Genomic DNA, 18,158 nt, shown 5'->3' on the forward strand with positions numbered 1-18,158 from the left:
GTCAGCATTAGATTTATTATCTGCATTTTACATCAAGCAGATTTCACCACACTGGCTTGTTGTTTCTGCTGAATGCTCTTGGCAAGTTTGTAGCAATCTTCAACATGTGCTTCGGCAACCTTTTTCATTACAATATAGCCTAAGCTGGCAGCAATGATCGAGCCACCTAAAGGAATAAACTTAGTCACTTGTTTAGTAATGACTTTAGCTGCAATATTATTTAAAGATGATTTTACTGCAGTCCGTGCAACCACTAAGCCTGAAAACTCAAAGCCACGTTTACGCAATTCATTCCAATGGATTTTCTTGGTTTCAGGGTCATAAACACTGATTTGATCAGGCGCTAAGCCAAAACGTGTGTTAATTTCTGGAATCAAAAAAGACAGCATTCCCACATCAATCACAACATCAAAGAAAGGCACAGGAACAACCGCCGCACCTGCCGATACATAAGAACGTTTTTTTACCAGTTCTAAACACTCTTCTCGAATTTGTTCTAGGTTTAAATTTGGGTCGATCGAGTCTGGAATTTTATCAATTTTCATAAAACAATTACCTTTGATTCAAGCTTTTTATCATATTTCTGGCGAAGCTGCTTTTAAGCTTGAAATTGTGAAGTTATTTCCAAATAATGCTCTAAAAATGCCATAGTATGATCCAGATGTATAGTGGCGAATGTTTATGTTTTTGTGCACTTATACAAATCATTGAATATTAACAGTTGAGGGATTATGGCAATTCATGTGATTCAAAGTCAAAGCATTGAGGTATTGGTGCAAGGTCTATTGCAAAATACAGTCAAGCCTTCGAAGAATCCTTTTGCTGTGCTCCAAACACAACATTTTATTGTCCCAAGTCCTGCAGTTCAGGAATGGCTAACACAAAAAATTTCAGAACAACAAGGGATTAGCGCCAATAGCTTTTTTCATCAACGTATTCGTGGCTTTCAATGGTTTGCTTATCAGCAGGTTTTAGAAGATAAGGACAAAGTCCGTAAAGCCAATATTCCACGTTTGATTATGAAGTGGCGAATTTACCAGACTTTAAAAAGCTTTATTGAAACAGATGAAAATACGGTTGCAGAAGATCACCCGCTTCATTCAATTATCCAGCGTATTTATGATTCTGCTTCACAGCTTGAAAATGGTTTAGACAAGCAGCTGAAAAAACAAAACATGTTGTATTGGGTGTCTGAACAAGTCTCGAAATTGTTCAATAACTATATGCAATATCGTGGCGATTGTTTACGGGGGTGTGAACAGAATTATGCTGAAATGTGTACATGCCAAAACAATTGGTTAGGACAATGGGGGCAAGGGCGAGAGCTTGATTTAGAACAACAATTTTTTAAGACCAATCAACAAATTTCAGCTTTTACTTTAAATCAGGCGCAGCAATTAGAACGTTGGCAGCGATGGTTGTGGCAACATACTTTTCATGAAGATTTCACCGAAATGCAGAGTATTGATGCTGATTTTTGGCAGGTGATGGATGACCCTGAACGCCGTCACAAAGCATTAAAAAAATTACCGAGTCGTTTGATTGTTTTTACTTTATTGGATTTACCACCAAGCCAATTACAATTTTTAAGACGTTTGGGGCAATATTTAGATGTGGTGATTTTACATTACAACCCATCGCAAGAATATTGGGCGGACAGTGTCGATCCAAATTGGAAAAAGCAATATGATTTAAGAGTCAAAGAGCGCTTTATTGCAAAGCATCCTAAAGCGACCGATGCGGATATTCAAAAATTCTTTGATGAATTTACTTTAAATTTTAATGCTGAAATTCGTGAATCACGCCATCCGCTATTAACACGTTTTGGTAAACAAGCCCGTGACCATTTCTCCATTTTATCCAATCTTTCATCAGGTGAAGAGGGGCAATGGGTCGATGCTTTTGTTGATGAAGAACCGACGCATTTATTGTCCAAGTTACAGTCCGATATTTTGTACTTGGTTGAGCCAGAAGCACATGCATATCGCTTAGAAAAGCAGGACGATTCAATCCAAATCCATGTTTGTCATTCTTCGCTTCGGCAACTGGAAGTGTTAAAAGACCAATTGATTCACTGGTTAGCGCAAAGCAGTGTTGAAAATCCACATCGCCCAAGTGATGTACTGGTTTTAGTCCCTGATTTAAAACAGATTGAGCCACTGGTTCGTAGTGTATTTCCACATGTACCCAATCAAGAGGGCGTTTATCTACCTGTTAAAATTGCAGGGGTGACGCAACTGGATGCAGTTAATGCATGGCGTGCTGTTTTGGGGCGAATTGAATTGGTGGAAGGTCGTTTCACGATTGAAGATTTTGCAGATTGGTTAAATTTAAATGCGACCCAATTACGTTATGCACTAAATATTCAAAATACTGAACGTATGATCGCTTTATTGATCAGTGCAGGGTTTAAGCGTGGTTTGGATGATGCACATTTGCAACGCGGTTTAAGTCCAGACGATGAAGATTACCGTTTTAGTTTTAAGTTTGCTTTAGATCGTTTGGTTTTGGGTGTTGCGATACCTGAACATGCGATGTTTGAAAATACGCTCAGTTATGCGCAAGTTTTACCCAGCGATTTTGAGTTGATCAGTACATTAATTACAATCTATCAAGATTTTGCAGATCGTCGCCATTGGATGACAGCGCATGAATTAGGTCTGCAATCAGGTCTAAAATCTGATGCTGAAACATGGTTGAAAATGTTGATGCAAGATATTCTCGAATTTGAACAAGCCGGTGTTGAGGCATTAAAAACAGTTCGTGAAATTGTCAAAAAACAAGAACGTATGCTGACGCTAGCCAGTTTCTATGACGAGCAAGAAAACTCTATTCTTAAAAATATTCATTTACCATTACCGTATTTACTCACTGAAATTCAAAATATTTTAGAAGGTCAAATTGATCAGGCCTTACCAACAGGTCAGATTACCTTTAGTCAAATTGGTTTGATTCGTCCATTGCCTTATAAATTGATTGTGATGATGAATTTAGATAGTGGAAAATTTCCGAATCGAAGTACACATTTACCTTTTGATTTAATGGAGATTCTTAAACCTCAATTGGGTGATCGCTCACGTTTGGAAGACGATCAAGGGGCATTTTTAGATGCTCTGCTGTTAGCACAAGAAAACTTGTGGTTATTTTATAATGGTTTTGATGTGAGTGATGGCGAAGTTCGTGATCCATCCAGTGTGTTGCAAGAATTGATTCAACATATTGCTTTTATTAGTCAATCTGAATCCAGCTCATCTGAGCAAGCAAATACGATCATTGAAAAGCATGGTATTGAAATTCCTGAACAAATTCAGTCGCTATATCACATTCATAGTTTACAACCCTTTGATCCTAGTGGTTTTGAAACAGCAGAAAATATTCGTTACCAAGACCAATGGTACCAAGTGGCACAACAAATCCGTCAAGCTGATAACTTATCGCATAGAGAAGCTTGGGCAAATACGACATATCCTGTTGCTCAAGATGAGGTCACTGTTTTAGATGCAGGGCAGTGGATTCATGATGTGAGCTTCCCTGCGCGGTTATATTTAAAAACCTTAGGGGTTGAAAATTTGAGTGCGGAAGATATTCCTACACAAATAGAACCTTTGGTTTTAGATGGTTTAGCACGTTATCAGATTCGGGACTTTTTACAAAAGCAAGATTTAGGCAAAGACATTCTAGCTGATCAATCGGTCATTCATGGTATTGAGCAACTACAAAATCAGCTACAAGATCAGTTGCCAATCGGTAAAGTGCAGCACAGTGCTTGGCAAATCAGTTTGGCTGAACAAGAGGCTTTGAATGCTCGTTTAAAAAGCTATGCCGCAGAAGTCACCCGAACCACGCAACGTCAATGGCGCATTGAAGATCAACTGGTCATTAACATCACTGTACCCGTGCAAGCTGTCAAGGATTGGGTCAGTTTAGATGCATCCAGTGGGCGTGCCAAACGTCGTACAAAAGTGTGGTTAGAGTATTTATTGTGGCTCAGTTATTTAGATTTAGATGATGCTCAATCCTTAGATTTGCGACGTATCGCTTTGTTTAGCGATGTCACTGTGATCAGTACAGGGATCACTTCCAAACAGGCCAAAGCATACTTACTCGCATGGTTTGAAGCCTATGCTTATGCGCAGTCACAGCCTTTGGTTTTACCTGCGGCATTGCTACTCAAGCTGGCTGAAAAAAACAAAGCACTTGAATGGTTTGAAAATGAATCGGGACAAATGGTGATTGATAATTTGGGCGATCTATTCAAAGAATGGAATGCAGAAGGTGCGCGTTTTAGCTCTTTCTCTGTTGAAGATAATGAAGCGACCAGATTTCATCGTGATTGGCAATTTATTCTGCAAGAACAGGATGCGACAGCACTGTTAAAGCATGCATGTGAACAATTTGCGTATGACTTGTATCAACCGATTTATCAGCATCAATATGTGGAGGAAGAATGATGAGTAACACTATTTCTCCACAAACTACTATTGAAACATTGGCAGTGCCAACCACAAAAAAAGTCTCTATTCAGCCGATTGCCGACATGCAATTTTCAGGTTTGCATTGGATCGAAGCTTCAGCAGGAACAGGAAAAACTTATACATTATCCAGTTTAATGGTGCGGATATTTTTAGAAAAATATTTACCTAAACAAGTCATTGCAACCACCTTTACCCGTAAAGCTGCGGCTGAATTAAAAAGTCGTATTCGGTCACGACTGCAAGAAACCTATCACTATTTTGAATCCTGTCGTGAATTCACTGAACAAGAGGTTTTAGCCAAAGCGCAGCAAGAGTCTGATCCATTATTTTCCAAGTTATTAGAAATTTTTGCCTCACGTATTGCCTATGCATGTGAGCGATTAAAATTGGTGATTGATCAGTTAGATGAGTTATTCGTTGGGACTTTAGACAGTTTTAGCCAAAAGCTATTACGTGAATTTGCTTTTGAAAGTGGCAAAATTGAACGTGCTGAAATTACAGATGATGCGAAAAGTTATAGCCACCAATTGATCCATGATGTACTTCGTGAATGGATTCAAAAACAACCTCAACCAATCATTGATAGTTTGATGTTTGCAGGCGAATTGCATGGGGTGGATTACTATGTCGCAACCGTTGAACAAAGTTTAAATTTTGCTTCGGCAAACTTTGTTGAACCGCAATTTTCTACTGTTGATTTTGAGCAGTTTCAAAGTGCAGTTGAACAACTTAAACACATTCCACTAGATCAATTACAGTCTTTAGCAGACTATTATTTATTGGATGGTGAACATTACAAACAGGTGAATGGCACCAAGTTTAGAAATGGACGCTTTAATCGTATTTTTGCTAAAAGCCTGCCACAGATTATCCAAACATTGCAGCGCTCGGGTGCAAAACATTATTTAAGCCAAACGCTTTCTGATGCTAAATCAGACTTCGCTACCTTGGTTAAAGTACTGCGAGAACAGCAAATTTTTAAGAAATCGGCTGCGGAAAATGTACAGACGACGTTTTATCAGCATCAAATTATTCAACAATTATTGAATATTTATCAAGAGATTGAAAAGTTTGAAGCGCAATTGGCTGGAACAGATACATTTTTAAAATATTATCTTGCTCAACAAGTGAAAAAGCGTTTACCCCAAGTGTTACAGCAGAAGGGTGAAACGACATTTTCACAACAGATTCGAACGCTTGCTGAAGCACTACAAGGTGAGCAAGGGCAACGCTTTGCGACATTTGTACATGCTGCTTATCCTTTGATTCTGGTCGATGAATTTCAAGATACCAATCAAGATCAAGATGATATGTTGGCGCAAATTTGGCGTCATCCAAGTCGTGTAAAAAACGGTTGTATGATCATGGTTGGGGACCGTAAACAAGCGATTTACGGTTTTCGTGGTGGCGACATGCTGACTTTTTTAAAAGCACATCAGGATGTTTTTGGTAAAGAAGGGCATGAGTACAATTTGATTTATAACCATCGCTCAGTAAAACCGTTGGTTGAGGTGGTTGATGCGTTATTTCAAAGACAAATAGATTTTGGTGAGCAAGTTGCTTATACCCCAGTTCAAGCAGGTTCAAGACCGCATCCCGATTTAATTGATCACGGTGCAATCAATCCGCAACCATTACGATGGCTGCAACTGGAAGATAAAAATAAAGAAGCAGAACAAGTGGCTTGGAAAATTCGTGATTTACTCAACCAAGGTATTCAAGGCAATTTATATTTTGCAGAAAAATCGGGGAATCGAGCACTTGATGAAAATGATATTGCGATTTTGTCGAAAAACCATGATGGCTTAGATAAAGCGCAATCCGCTTTAGAGTTTTTAGGGATTCGTACAAATCGCCCCTCGAAAAAAAGTGTTTTTGAAAGTCAGATTGCCAAGGACGTGGGTGCTGTACTTGCTGCGATTATGCATCCCTATGATGAGGCTAAAATAAAACGTGCTTTACTCAGTCGATTATTGGGCTTTCAATTGACACAACTGATTGAGTTGGAACAACATGTAGATGGCTTAAGTCATTATATAGAGCAGTTCGATCAGATTCGTGAGATGTGGTTGAATCAAGGTTTTTTAACGGCTTGGCAATACGCACTGACGCAATTTCAGGTGTGGACAAAACTGGTTGAAAAACAAAGTCGTGACAATGAACGTGTGGTGGTGAATTTACGTCATTTAACCGAATTATTAAGCCAGCACAGTGAGCAATATCAAGGGGCACAAAATCTTTATCATTGGTATTTAAAACAGCTGACTATGCCAATGGAACGTGAGTGGGAAATGGAGCGCAAACTGTCCAATGAGGCAGGGGTTCAGCTGATGACTATTCACCAATCCAAAGGACTAGAATTTAAATTCGTGTTTTTATTGGGTGCAGACAAAGATTTTAAGGAAATGCACAAAACACTGAATTTTTCGACCATGGAACAACTCAATTCTGTGACTGGAAAAGTTGAAGTACAACGTGTGGTAGCTGTGAATGATACCAATACACTGAAAAAAGAAGAAATTGCGCAACACGATGAACGTGCATTGGCCGAGCATCATCGCTTATGGTACGTGGCATTGACCCGTGCCAGTTATCGTGTTTATGCCATGATGCAGGACAATGTTGGAAAATCAACAACAGGTTTGGCATTTTGGCGAGGTTATCCTGTCACAGCATTTCAGCATCCTGACAGTGCTCAAGAGGATTTATTGCTTGAACGACCGATACGATTAGAAGCGCCAAAAACTGAAATACATGTTCCTTTTATTGCAGAAGCATTTCCGACACAACGTTTTTATGCACGTGGTAAAACCAGTTTTAGTGCGCTAGCACAGCATTTAACACGACAACAAATTCAAGATGCTTTGGCTGTTTCTGAACAAGTTGTAGAAAGTGCCGAAGATGAAATTCAACAGCCTATTGCGCAAGCTATCGCAGATGAAATATCACAACAACCGATCGCATGGATTAAAGCTAATTTTCCAAAAGGAACAGTGGCGGGTAATTTTTTACATGAAATCTTTGAACACGTGGATTTTAAAGACCGACAATATTGGCAACTTGAAATTCATCGCCGTTTTAAAAATGATTATTCATCATTATGGGCTGAATTAATTACACAATATCAATTGGCTTTTCCGCAACAAAGTTCCGCAGACAATCAACATATTGAAGACACTTTATTGCAATGGATTTCGGACTGGTTAGCAGATGTATTAAGCACAGCAATTTTGAATCATTTTCAATTAGGGCAGCTTGAAAGGCATGAGTATTTGTCCGAATTTCCTTTCTATTTAGCATTGTCTGATCGGATATTGGCAACCAAGCGGATTCAGCAACTCTTTGATGAATATGATATTCATATGCCTGAGTTTAAAGAATCGAATGCAGCTCGTTATTTAAATGGTTCAATTGATTTGGTTTTTTTTGATGGTCAGCAATATCACATTGCCGATTATAAAAGTAATTTCTTAGGTTTAGACCAGCAGAACTATACGACACAAGCCATACAGGAAAGCATGTCACATGCCAGTTATTGGTTACAAGCATCGCTGTATTTGGTGGCTTTGCATCGTTATTTGACTGTACAACTTGAAAATTATCAAATCGAGCGTGATTTAGGTGGTGCAACCTATCTTTATTTACGTGGTATGAATGGGCAAGCTGAGCAAGGCTATCACTTTTGGCGACCAAGTTCGGAGTTTATTCTCCGACTGGATGCAATTTTGGGATATTTTGCTGAGGATAAAATGCTTAAAACCTATATGCAAAACATGGGATAAATGATTTTATCTTTTTATTAACATAAGGTTACCATGTGGATAACCATGTTTAAAACCTTGTAGATAACTCTGAGGATAACTGTGTGGAAAATAAACAAGATTTGGACACTCAAACACCGCAATGGATCGCGGCGTGGAGTCAGTATCTGTTACAGCAGTTTTCCACAGATCAACAGCAAATCGATCAAGCAAAGTTACTGATTGAAGAAGTGCTAGAAGCAAATTTGCAAGGTGATAGCTGTATTGTTCGGCACGATCAGAATTTACAATGCTTAGGACATTTAGCTTTATCGGAACAGGCTGCACAAAATCAGGTTGCGCCTTTTGTTTATGATGCGCAATATCTTTATTTGTATCGTTATTGGAAATTAGAGCAACGCTTAGCCACGCAAGTTCTTCGTTTGCAGCAACAGCAGATAGACCCTATTGATGTTGCACCGTTTGATGATCTTTTGACAGATATACATCAAAAATCAGCATTAAATCGTGTTGCAAATCATGCTTTTAATATCATTACTGGTGGGCCAGGGACAGGTAAAACATACACTTTGGCACGAATCATTGCAGTATTACATCGTGCGATTCCCAATATTCGTATTGCTATGGCAGCACCGACGGGTAAAGCTGCACAACGTATGGGCGAAGCCTTACAAAAGTCGTTGTTAGATCCTAAATTACAAAAGTTTAGATTACGTTTAGAGCAATTCAATCCGATTACAATTCATCGTTTATTGGGCTTAGGCAATCAACAGCTTCCGCGTTTTAATCAAAGACAACCTTTACCTTATGATGTGATCGTGATTGATGAAGCATCGATGCTGGATCTCAATCTGGCGACTTTATTATTCGAGGCTGTTCCAGATCATTGCAGACTAATTTTATTGGGTGATGCCAATCAGCTCGCTTCAGTGGATGTCGGTTCAGTTTTGGCAGATTTACAACAAGTTCCCGCACTACAAGACAATAGAAGCCATTTGCTGACCAGTCAGCGCTTTAAAGGTGATGCTTTGATTGGGAAAATGGCACAATTTATTCAGTCGCAAAAACAAGTCGATTTAGAGCAAAGCACTTTATTAAATGACTTTGAAGATCAAGTGGTACAGGCTTCAGTATTAAAACCGATTGTTTTGCAAAAAGACATGCAAGATATGATTCAACTGGAATATTTACCTGAAGAGATTTTACAGGCTGATTTAGCTTCGTATTATCAAAAACTCAGTTGGGGATTCCAAAGTTATTTTCAAAGTATTAAACAATATTTAAATGCTGAAAATTCAAATGATTATATAGATGTTGTCACGCAAACATTTGACCAATATCGAATACTGACCGCCGTGCGACACGGTATGTTCGGACTGAATCTTTTGAATTTAGAGATGGAAAAAGCTTTATTTGAAGCGATTCCAAGTTTATACCGACAAGGTGACTGGTATGTAGGACGACCTGTGATGATGACCTATAACGATTATCAACTGGGGCTTTCCAATGGTGATATTGGCATTTGCTTTAAACATCGTCAGCAACCAGAACAATTTGAAGTATTTTTTCCAAGCTTAAATAAATGGATTTCCGCAACGCGGCTTCCAAAAGTCATTCAAACCGCTTTTGTTTTGACGATTCATAAATCACAAGGTTCAGAATTTACCCATACCGCTGTGGTTTTAGATCAAGCCGCGACGAAACTTTTAAGCCAAGAGCTGATTTATACAGCAATAACCCGTGCGAAATCTGTTGTAAGTTTACTGGTTGATAAAAATGCTTTTAGGCAATCATTGCGTATTGGAACGCTGAGAATGAGTGGATTGGTTAATAAAATTAATAAAAATAACTCATTGTTAATGAAATGTAATTAATTTACATCATGTACGAAATTGCTTACATGAATTCGAGATATTAGCGCATAGAGCTTCATATGGCTTTCTGAGATGATGAACCCCATAAAGAGCTCAGCAAGGATCGTTGAGTAAAATCGCATAATAATAACGAGTTAAAGTCGAGAGACTGCGAACTTACATGAAGTAAGTGATAAGAGGAAACTTACAGCCGCTAAGCCTTGTAGTTTTGGGAGAGACTACAGGGCTTTTTTATAATCAAAATTTTTATTTAAATGTTCTTTATAAATAAACTTTCCATGTTTACTCAATGTGGGATATTTCTTACATCGAATTGTGGTAAACACGACTTTTGTTGGAAAAAAGATCTGTCATAATACAAAGCATAAGGAAATGCAAAAGATTAAGAACATGGACCGTATTAATAAAACGTGAGTAAACACGAAAATAAAAACAATAAATTAAACAACAAGCAAAATAAGAAACTACAGCGTAAAACGAAAAGCCCTAAGACTCGTCTTAGGGCTTTTTCATTAAACTGATTTCACTGTCTTAATTTCTTAATCTTAATAAAGTCATCTTAAAAGAGACTTTGATTTAAATTCAGTTTTGCCGAATTGAAACTAGACCAAATCCATTGTGGTACGGTCTGTACTAAACAAAGCACGACGCTGTTCTTTTGGAATTTTTGGACATTGGGTGGAAATCTGTAACAGCACATTGGCTAAAGCTTTCAAATGCGTACCGACAACGGATTTCCCAGTATTTAAAATACTGACACTAATATCACGTTCAGGATCTGCCCAGCACAGGATATTAGAAAAACCTAAATGACCAAAAGCTTGTCCCGTGTGTGGACCAAAAATCCCAACAGGATTATTGCCCAACATTGGGCCTAGGGCATAGCGCATTGGTGCTAAAAGGGTACGATCGATACTGGTGGGTGAGGTCGGTAAAGTTGCTCGGAAAACAGTTTGCGGGCTCATAATCCGTTTGCCATTGTACTCGCCACCATTGAGCAACATTTCAAAGAAACGATTGGCCTGTTCAGCACTGGTATAAATATTACCTGCTGGGCAAATGGTATCCATAAAACGATGGTCATTGGTCACATCAACTGCAAGCTCTAGCCCACCACCCAAAACATGATCTAAATAATAGTCAGTGCCTAATTTTGGATGAATACCAGTTGCTGTACTTTGTGCAACTTGATCACGAAACTCTGGCTTTAAGCCGTAATTGAAATAGTCCATCCCCATTGGTTTTTCAATGCGTTCATGTAGGAACTGGCGAATATTTTGACCCGTAACACGTTCAATGAGTTCCCCTAAGACATAGCCTGCAGTCACGGCATGGTAGGCAAGGTGTGTGCCAGCAGGTAATAGCGGTTTTGCAGCAAAGAGATGGCGTAAAATCTGTTCACGATCAAACAATAATTCAGGCGTGACTTCCATTTCAATACGAGGAATTCCACCACGATGCGACAATAAATGAAAAATCGTCGCACGGTTTTTACCATTTTGTGCATATTCAGGGATGTAATGACTAATCGGATCAAGCAAGTTGATTTCACCGGTTTCATCTAACATATGAATCAGCATGGCTGTGACGATTTTAGAGGCTGAAAATAAACAAACAGGAGAGTCAGGAGTAGCAACAATGGCATTTTTAGCAAGCCCATTGGCACTATTACCTTGTGCATAACCTATACTGCGATTCAAGACCATTTGACCTTTACGTCTGATACAAACACTAATCAGCGGGTGATTTCCAGTTTTGTATAAAGATTCAATACTGTGCCAAATTTTTTGCACTTGTGGATGAGTCATCCCCCCAAGTTCAGCATCAACTTCATTTTTGGACTGTATAATTGTGCTTAAATCCCTAGGCACATAACAGGTATTGGTTGAAAATATTTTCACGTTGTATTCCATCGTTTTTTTTATAGATGCCAGTCTGCCTTTAGAAAATTTTATTGTCAGTGTCCTAACTGCCCAAGCTTAGTCATAAATTTGCAAGTATGAATTTTAGATGACCTTGGGCAAATCATTCAATTACTTTGAGTTTTCTTATTTTCTAACCACTTTAAGCAAAAGAGTAATGCAAATAATCATGGCAAGTATTTAAGATAAGCGACAAATATCACCACGATAATTTTGCAATCTTAAGGTAGTTCCTTTAAAATAGACCACTGCTGTAGTGATGCACGGCAATCAAATTTAATGAATTACATTAAATTGATTTTTATCATATATTTATAAGCATCTCGGAGAAATCGAATGGCTTTAACAAACGCAGATCGCGCAGAGATCATTGCAAAATTCGCTCGTGCTGAAAATGACACAGGTTCACCAGAAGTACAAGTTGCTTTATTGACTGGTCAAATCAATGATTTACAAGGTCACTTTAAAGAACATAAACACGATCATCATAGCCGTCGTGGTTTGATTCGTATGGTTAACCAACGTCGTAAGCTTCTTGACTACCTTAAAGGTAAAGATGCTACTCGTTATAGCGATTTGATTGCTGCTTTAGGTTTACGTCGTTAATTCGATTTAAACTTTTATTTTCGGATTATTGCATGCTGAATGCTGTATTGATGAAAACTAAAGTCGATCTAGCTTTTGACTAGATCTTTGGAAGGGGCGAATGTTTCGCTCCTTCTTTGTGTTTAAAATTAGTGTTTATTCTCTAGTGAAGTCGGCTTCTAAGCTTTGTCATTTATGTCGTTAAAATGAATGTCAAACCTTAGGGGTCTCCACTAGAATAACTGTTCAAAAGAACTAGGAAATAAAAATACATGTCAATGTTTAATGTTATTCGTAAAGAATTTCAGTATGGTCAACATCAAGTTGTACTAGAAACGGGTCGTGTTGCACGTCAAGCAAATACAGTTTTAGTGACTATGGGTGGCGTAACTGTTTTAGTTGCAGTCGTTGCACAGCCTAAAGCAAAAGCGGGTCAAGACTTCTTCCCATTAACAGTGAACTATCAAGAAAAACAATATGCTGCAGGTCGTATCCCAGGTGGTTATGGCAAGCGTGAAGGCCGTGCGTCAGAAGCTGAAACTTTGATTTCACGTTTAATTGACCGCCCAATTCGTCCATTGTTCCCAGAAGGTTACTTCAACGAAATCCAAGTCACAGCAACAGTTGTTTCTTCGGATAAAACGATGGAAGCTGATATTGCAGCAATGTTAGGTACATCTGCTGCATTGTCGATTGCTGGTATACCTTTCCGTGGTCCAATTGGTGGCGCACGTGTTGGTTTAATCAACGGTGAATATGTTCTAAACCCGAACAACGAACAGTTGAAAGAAAGTGATCTTGACCTTGTTGTTGCAGGTACAGAATCTGCTGTATTAATGGTTGAATCTGAAGCGAAAGAACTTTCAGAAGACCAAATGTTAGGTGCTGTACTTTTCGGTCATGACGAAATGCAAATCGCGATTCAAGCGATTAAAGAATTTGCAGCAGCTGCTGGTGCAGTTGAATCTACTTGGGTTGCTCCAAGCAAAAACGAAGCACTTTTAGCTCAATTGAAAGATGCTTTTGAAGCAAAAATTTCTGAAGCGTATACGATTGCTGTAAAGCAAGATCGTTATGCAGCGCTTGATGCTCTTTATGCAGAAGCAGTTGCACAGTTTGTTCCTGAAAATGATGAAACAGGTATTGCTGACGAAGTAAACGAACTTTTTGAAGATCTCAAATATCGTACTGTACGTGACAATATCTTGTCTGGTAAGCCACGTATTGATGGTCGTGACACGAAAACTGTTCGTGCTATCGACGTACAAGTGGGTGTGTTAGATCGTGCACACGGTTCTTCATTGTTTACACGTGGTGAAACTCAGGCGTTGGTAACAACAACTTTGGGTAATACACGTGATGCATTGATGGTCGATACACTTTCAGGCACAAAAACTGACAACTTCATGCTTCACTATAATTTCCCTGCATATTCAGTAGGTGAAACGGGTCGTGAATCTGGTCCTAAGCGTCGTGAAATTGGTCACGGTCGTTTAGCGCGTCGTGGTGTTCAAGCCGTTCTTCCTGCTGCTGACCGCTTCCCATACGTGATCCGTATTGTATCTGACATTACTGAATCTAACGGTTCATCTTCAATGGCTTCTGTATGTGGTGCGTCATTATCGCTTATGGATGCAGGTGTTCCACTTAAAGCACCAGTTGCAGGTATTGCAATGGGTCTAGTAAAAGAAGGTGAGCGTTTCGCTGTTCTTTCTGACATCTTAGGTGATGAAGATCATCTTGGTGATATGGACTTTAAAGTAGCGGGTTCTGCAAACGGTATTACTGCACTTCAAATGGATATCAAGATTGAAGGTATCACTGAAGAAATTATGGAAGTTGCATTGAATCAAGCTTATGCAGGTCGTATGCATATCTTGAACGAAATGAACCAAGTGATTTCACGTGCTCGCCCTGAAATTTCAATGCATGCACCGACATTCCAAGTGATCAATATCAACCCTGATAAGATCCGTGATGTGATTGGTAAAGGTGGTGCGACGATTCGTGCAATCACTGAAGAAACCAAAGCTGCGATTGATATCGAAGACAATGGTACAGTTCGTGTATTTGGTGAAACTAAAGCGGCTGCTCAAGCTGCAATTGCTAAAATCCAAGCATTAACTGCTGAAGTTGAACCAGGCAAAATCTATGTAGGTAAAGTGATTCGTATCGTTGAATTCGGTGCGTTTGTAAACATTATGCCAGGTACAGATGGTTTACTTCATATCTCTCAAATTTCTAATGAGCGTGTTGCAAACGTGTCTGACGTATTGGCTGAAGGTCAAGATGTTAAAGTACAAGTTGCAGATGTAGACAACCGTGGCCGTATTAAATTAACCATGAAAGATGTAGACCAAGCATAATTTCTGAAATATTCACATGGGGTCACTCATGTGAATAAGATTGATTAAAAAAGCCCGCCTTGTGCATTGTCAAAGTCATAACTTTGGCTTGCTCAGGGCTTTTTTTATGGCATGATGTTAACAAGTAAACACCAACTATAATTGCGATTTATGCAAACATTTTATTTTTTTCAACATCAAGATGAACACCATACCTGCGTGCAGCGAGAAAATAATGCACAAGCGGAACAGCAATTTATGTGGATTGATTGTACCCGTGAAGACGTGGTCAATCGTGCAGAACAGTGGCAAAAAGAAATTTTAGATGTCACGGGTATTCATTTAAATGAATATCATATTCGAGATATTTTAAATATAGACCATCCTTGCGCATTTGACGCGATGGAAGAATATGATTTACTCATTTTCCGTAAGTTGATTACACCTGATGATCAAATTGATAAAGGCGAAATCGCAACGGATAAGTATGAAAGTGTCTATGGACTAGCGACTTCACCGATTAGTTTTATTATTACCTCACAAGTTTTAATTACCATCCATGAAAAAGGCAATCATACATTTGAGAGCTATCTGTCACGTATTCTCAATATCACCAATAAAAGTTTAGATGAGCAAAATAAGCCACGTAAATTACCAATTACACCACTCGATTTAGCGTTGCGACTTTTAAATATCATGATTGATGGTTATTTGGATCTGCGAGGCCCACTATCAAAACGTGTTGAATTTTGGCAGCAAGAATTATTGCAAGGCAACCGCCGATTTGCCAAATGGCATCAGCTTTTTCAAGAAAATTTGGGCTTTCAGCAAATTGAAAATTTATGTGAAGAACAGATTGATGCACTACAAGAGTTGAGAGATGAAATTGTAGAAAATTACTCTCATTTGAAAGGTAAGAAAAAGGCAGAAAAACAAGATATTATGCTGGTTCGTGTGGATGATCTTGTGAGCCATGTGGAGCGTATTCAAAAATATACAGTGCGTTTGAGTAATGCAATACAATCCGCAATTGATCTACATTTCTCTGCAATCGCCAATCAAACCAATGAGAATATGCGAATACTTGCGATTATTACGGCTGTATTTGCACCATTAACCTTGTTAACGGGTGTTTATGGGATGAATTTTGAATTTATTCCAGGGCTCAAAAATCCAATTGGCTTTTGGATGATGTTAATGGTGATGCTGATGTGTACTGCGATCCTCATCGTTTATTTTTATCGGAGACATTTGGTTGGTCGAGGGGAAAGAAGTGTTATTGATATGTTAGCTCAACAACACAAAAATCAACGTGTGGATTTGCTTTGGTTCTTAGACTATGAGCCGATTAAGCAAACCATGAAAGAAGTCGAAAAAATCACAAAACTGAAATAATTTACAGTTATTCTGTTTCAGGATTCATTTGAGCTGTCTTTTGTAGAATAAGATAAAGTTGATCTTTTAATTTTAATTTTTTACGTTTGAGTAACTCAATGTCTGTATGAATATGATTGAGGGGATCCAGTTCAAGCTGACTAATTTCACGATCCAATTCATCGTGATCTGTCAAAAGTTTAGCAAAATGTGGGTCTTCTTGTTTTAATGTACACATCAGCTGTCTGTGTTCAGGAAACATGTGTTTAAGTTTTTTATTCATCACCTTGGAATTCATAGTAGCACGTCACCTCTTGTAAAAGATTTTAATCGATTAACAAAACAACTTCGCAAAACATCAAGAATAGGCCACAGATCATGACAGGTTAAATATTAACCTGTCACTAGCTATTAACATTTTGAAATGAATTAGCGTGATTCAAAGTGAAAATGTTTGACTTGTTTGCGTAATTGTTGAACTTCGTCAATTAAATCCATCATCATTGCAACGGCGGAAAGACTGGCTTCAAAATCGCGTTGTAGACGGTAGGCACGACGAGCACGTGAAATATCTTCACCAAAAAATTGATGGATTCTTTCTTCAGGACGGGCAGGTAATATCTCGTATTCCAACAGTTGTAAAATCCACTCAGGGCTTTGACCACAGGCTTGAGCAAAGTGTTTCAGATCTAAATTTAAGTTTTCGTCAACGATTTCTGCATCCTGATAACCGTCATAAACAATCTCACGATATTGAATAGTTGTCATGATTGCTCTCCTTTGGCAGTGTTAATTTGCATACAGGTTTATGAACGAGGGTTAAAATGAGAAAAAGCATCCGCAAAGTCTTGATAGGCTTTTTGCTGTGTTTCTGTTTCAGCTTTCGGATACACAATATTAATCACTAAATATAGATGTCCCGGTGTTTTATTGGGAATCCCTTTGTCTTTTAAACGTAACTGCTGATTATTTTTGGCATTTTTAGGCACAGTGACTTTGATTTTTCCTGCAGGTGTATCAACTTCAATACTTTGTCCTAAAGCCGCCTCCCAAGGGGTGACATCAACCGTGTAATACACATCTGCACCTTCAACACGGATACGGTCTGTATCTTGGTATTGAATTTCGATGTATAAATCACCATTTTCTCCACCATTAACCCCTGTTTGACCTTGTTTAGAAAGGCGAATTTGTTGTCCTTCTTTCATTCCTTTTGGAATTTTAACTTGTAAGGTTTTGCGTTGAACCTCAGGTTCACCATAGGCGTTATAGGTTGGGATTTGCAGGGTAATACTTTGTGTCGCACCCTCATATGCAACATTAATCGGGACTTCTATACTGGCGTGTTGATCTTCACCTTTATAGCTTCTTTGCTGTCTAGAACTGCGTTGACCAAAATCATGTTGTTGACCGCCACCAAAACCGCCACCAAAGCGACCAAATAAATCTTCAAAGCTACTAAAGTCTTGTGCATTCCCTTGATTACTTTGATGATAATACTGTCCATCACCAAAACCACCTGCACCTTGGCCTTGCCCAAATCCGGCAAAACCTTGCGGGTGTTCTAGTTCAAAGTCATATTGTTTTTTCTTTTCTTCATTGCTGAGCGTGTCATAAGCCACATTGATGGCTTGCATTTTTTCTTCAGCATTGGCTTCTTTACTCACATCAGGGTGATATCTTCTTGCTAATTTGCGATAAGCCTTTTTAATTTCGTCAGACGTTGCTGTTTTAGCGACACCTAATTCTTCATAGAAGTTTTTTGCCATATTTAAAGTCATTATTTGTTTAGCTTTATTCTATTTTTATGCTTTTTTTAGGG

Annotated in this window: 11 protein-coding genes; 6 read left to right on the plus strand and 5 right to left on the minus strand. The window is 38.6% G+C overall.

Annotated features, from left to right (window positions below):
* Positions 1–32 precede the first annotated feature (32 nt).
* The gene (locus tag ACY45D_RS01845; protein WP_089605324.1) at positions 33–545 is read right to left on the minus strand and encodes a hypothetical protein; all 513 of its coding nucleotides are present in this window, start codon (positions 543–545) and stop codon (positions 33–35) included.
* A 186-nt stretch (positions 546–731) separates the two neighbouring features.
* On the opposite strand from ACY45D_RS01845, the gene ACY45D_RS01850 reads away from it, so the two are divergent.
* The 3 genes from ACY45D_RS01850 to recD all read left to right on the plus strand — a co-directional run bounded on the left by ACY45D_RS01850 (position 732) and on the right by recD (position 10,110).
* The gene (locus tag ACY45D_RS01850) at positions 732–4,451 is read left to right on the plus strand and encodes an exodeoxyribonuclease V subunit gamma (RefSeq protein WP_463108211.1); all 3,720 of its coding nucleotides are present in this window, start codon (positions 732–734) and stop codon (positions 4,449–4,451) included.
* Positions 4,451–8,257 carry a UvrD-helicase domain-containing protein gene (locus ACY45D_RS01855; RefSeq protein ID WP_463109398.1) on the plus strand — a complete coding sequence of 1,269 codons (3,807 nt, stop codon included), beginning with the start codon at positions 4,451–4,453 and terminating at the stop codon, positions 8,255–8,257. Before ACY45D_RS01850 ends, ACY45D_RS01855 begins: the two co-directional genes overlap by 1 nt.
* Positions 8,258–8,340: 83 nt before the next feature.
* The gene (gene recD / locus ACY45D_RS01860) at positions 8,341–10,110 is read left to right on the plus strand and encodes an exodeoxyribonuclease V subunit alpha (RefSeq protein ID WP_463108212.1); all 1,770 of its coding nucleotides are present in this window, start codon (positions 8,341–8,343) and stop codon (positions 10,108–10,110) included.
* A gap of 602 nt (positions 10,111–10,712) precedes the next feature.
* Here recD and ACY45D_RS01865 read toward each other — a convergent pair.
* Positions 10,713–12,011 (minus strand): serine hydrolase domain-containing protein, encoded by a 1,299-nt coding sequence (locus ACY45D_RS01865; RefSeq protein WP_463108213.1) that lies wholly within the window; start codon positions 12,009–12,011, stop codon positions 10,713–10,715.
* A gap of 357 nt (positions 12,012–12,368) precedes the next feature.
* On the opposite strand from ACY45D_RS01865, the gene rpsO reads away from it, so the two are divergent.
* The 3 genes from rpsO (at position 12,369) to ACY45D_RS01880 (ending at position 16,357) form a co-directional block, all read left to right on the plus strand.
* On the plus strand, positions 12,369–12,638 hold the full coding sequence (gene rpsO, locus ACY45D_RS01870; RefSeq protein WP_111858039.1) for a 30S ribosomal protein S15: 270 nt from the start codon (positions 12,369–12,371) through the stop codon (positions 12,636–12,638).
* A gap of 257 nt (positions 12,639–12,895) precedes the next feature.
* Complete coding sequence (pnp, locus tag ACY45D_RS01875) at positions 12,896–14,983, plus strand: polyribonucleotide nucleotidyltransferase (RefSeq protein WP_463109399.1); 2,088 nt, start codon at positions 12,896–12,898, stop codon at positions 14,981–14,983.
* A gap of 150 nt (positions 14,984–15,133) precedes the next feature.
* Positions 15,134–16,357 carry a magnesium transporter CorA family protein gene (locus ACY45D_RS01880; RefSeq protein WP_463108214.1) on the plus strand — a complete coding sequence of 408 codons (1,224 nt, stop codon included), beginning with the start codon at positions 15,134–15,136 and terminating at the stop codon, positions 16,355–16,357.
* Between the two features lie 7 nt (positions 16,358–16,364).
* Here the strand turns inward: ACY45D_RS01880 and ACY45D_RS01885 are convergent, their stop codons facing one another.
* The 3 genes from ACY45D_RS01885 to ACY45D_RS01895 form a co-directional block, all read right to left on the minus strand.
* Positions 16,365–16,634, minus strand: a complete 270-nt coding sequence (locus tag ACY45D_RS01885) for a YdcH family protein (RefSeq protein ID WP_463108215.1) — start codon at positions 16,632–16,634, stop codon at positions 16,365–16,367.
* A 131-nt stretch (positions 16,635–16,765) separates the two neighbouring features.
* Positions 16,766–17,104: a chaperone modulator CbpM gene (locus tag ACY45D_RS01890; protein WP_463108216.1), complete on the minus strand. Its 339-nt coding sequence runs from the start codon at positions 17,102–17,104 to the stop codon at positions 16,766–16,768.
* A gap of 38 nt (positions 17,105–17,142) precedes the next feature.
* Positions 17,143–18,105, minus strand: coding sequence for a DnaJ C-terminal domain-containing protein (locus ACY45D_RS01895; protein ID WP_463108217.1), 963 nt, complete (start codon positions 18,103–18,105; stop codon positions 17,143–17,145).
* Positions 18,106–18,158 lie beyond the last annotated feature (53 nt).

Source organism: Acinetobacter sp. BZX-2, assembly GCF_055179795.1.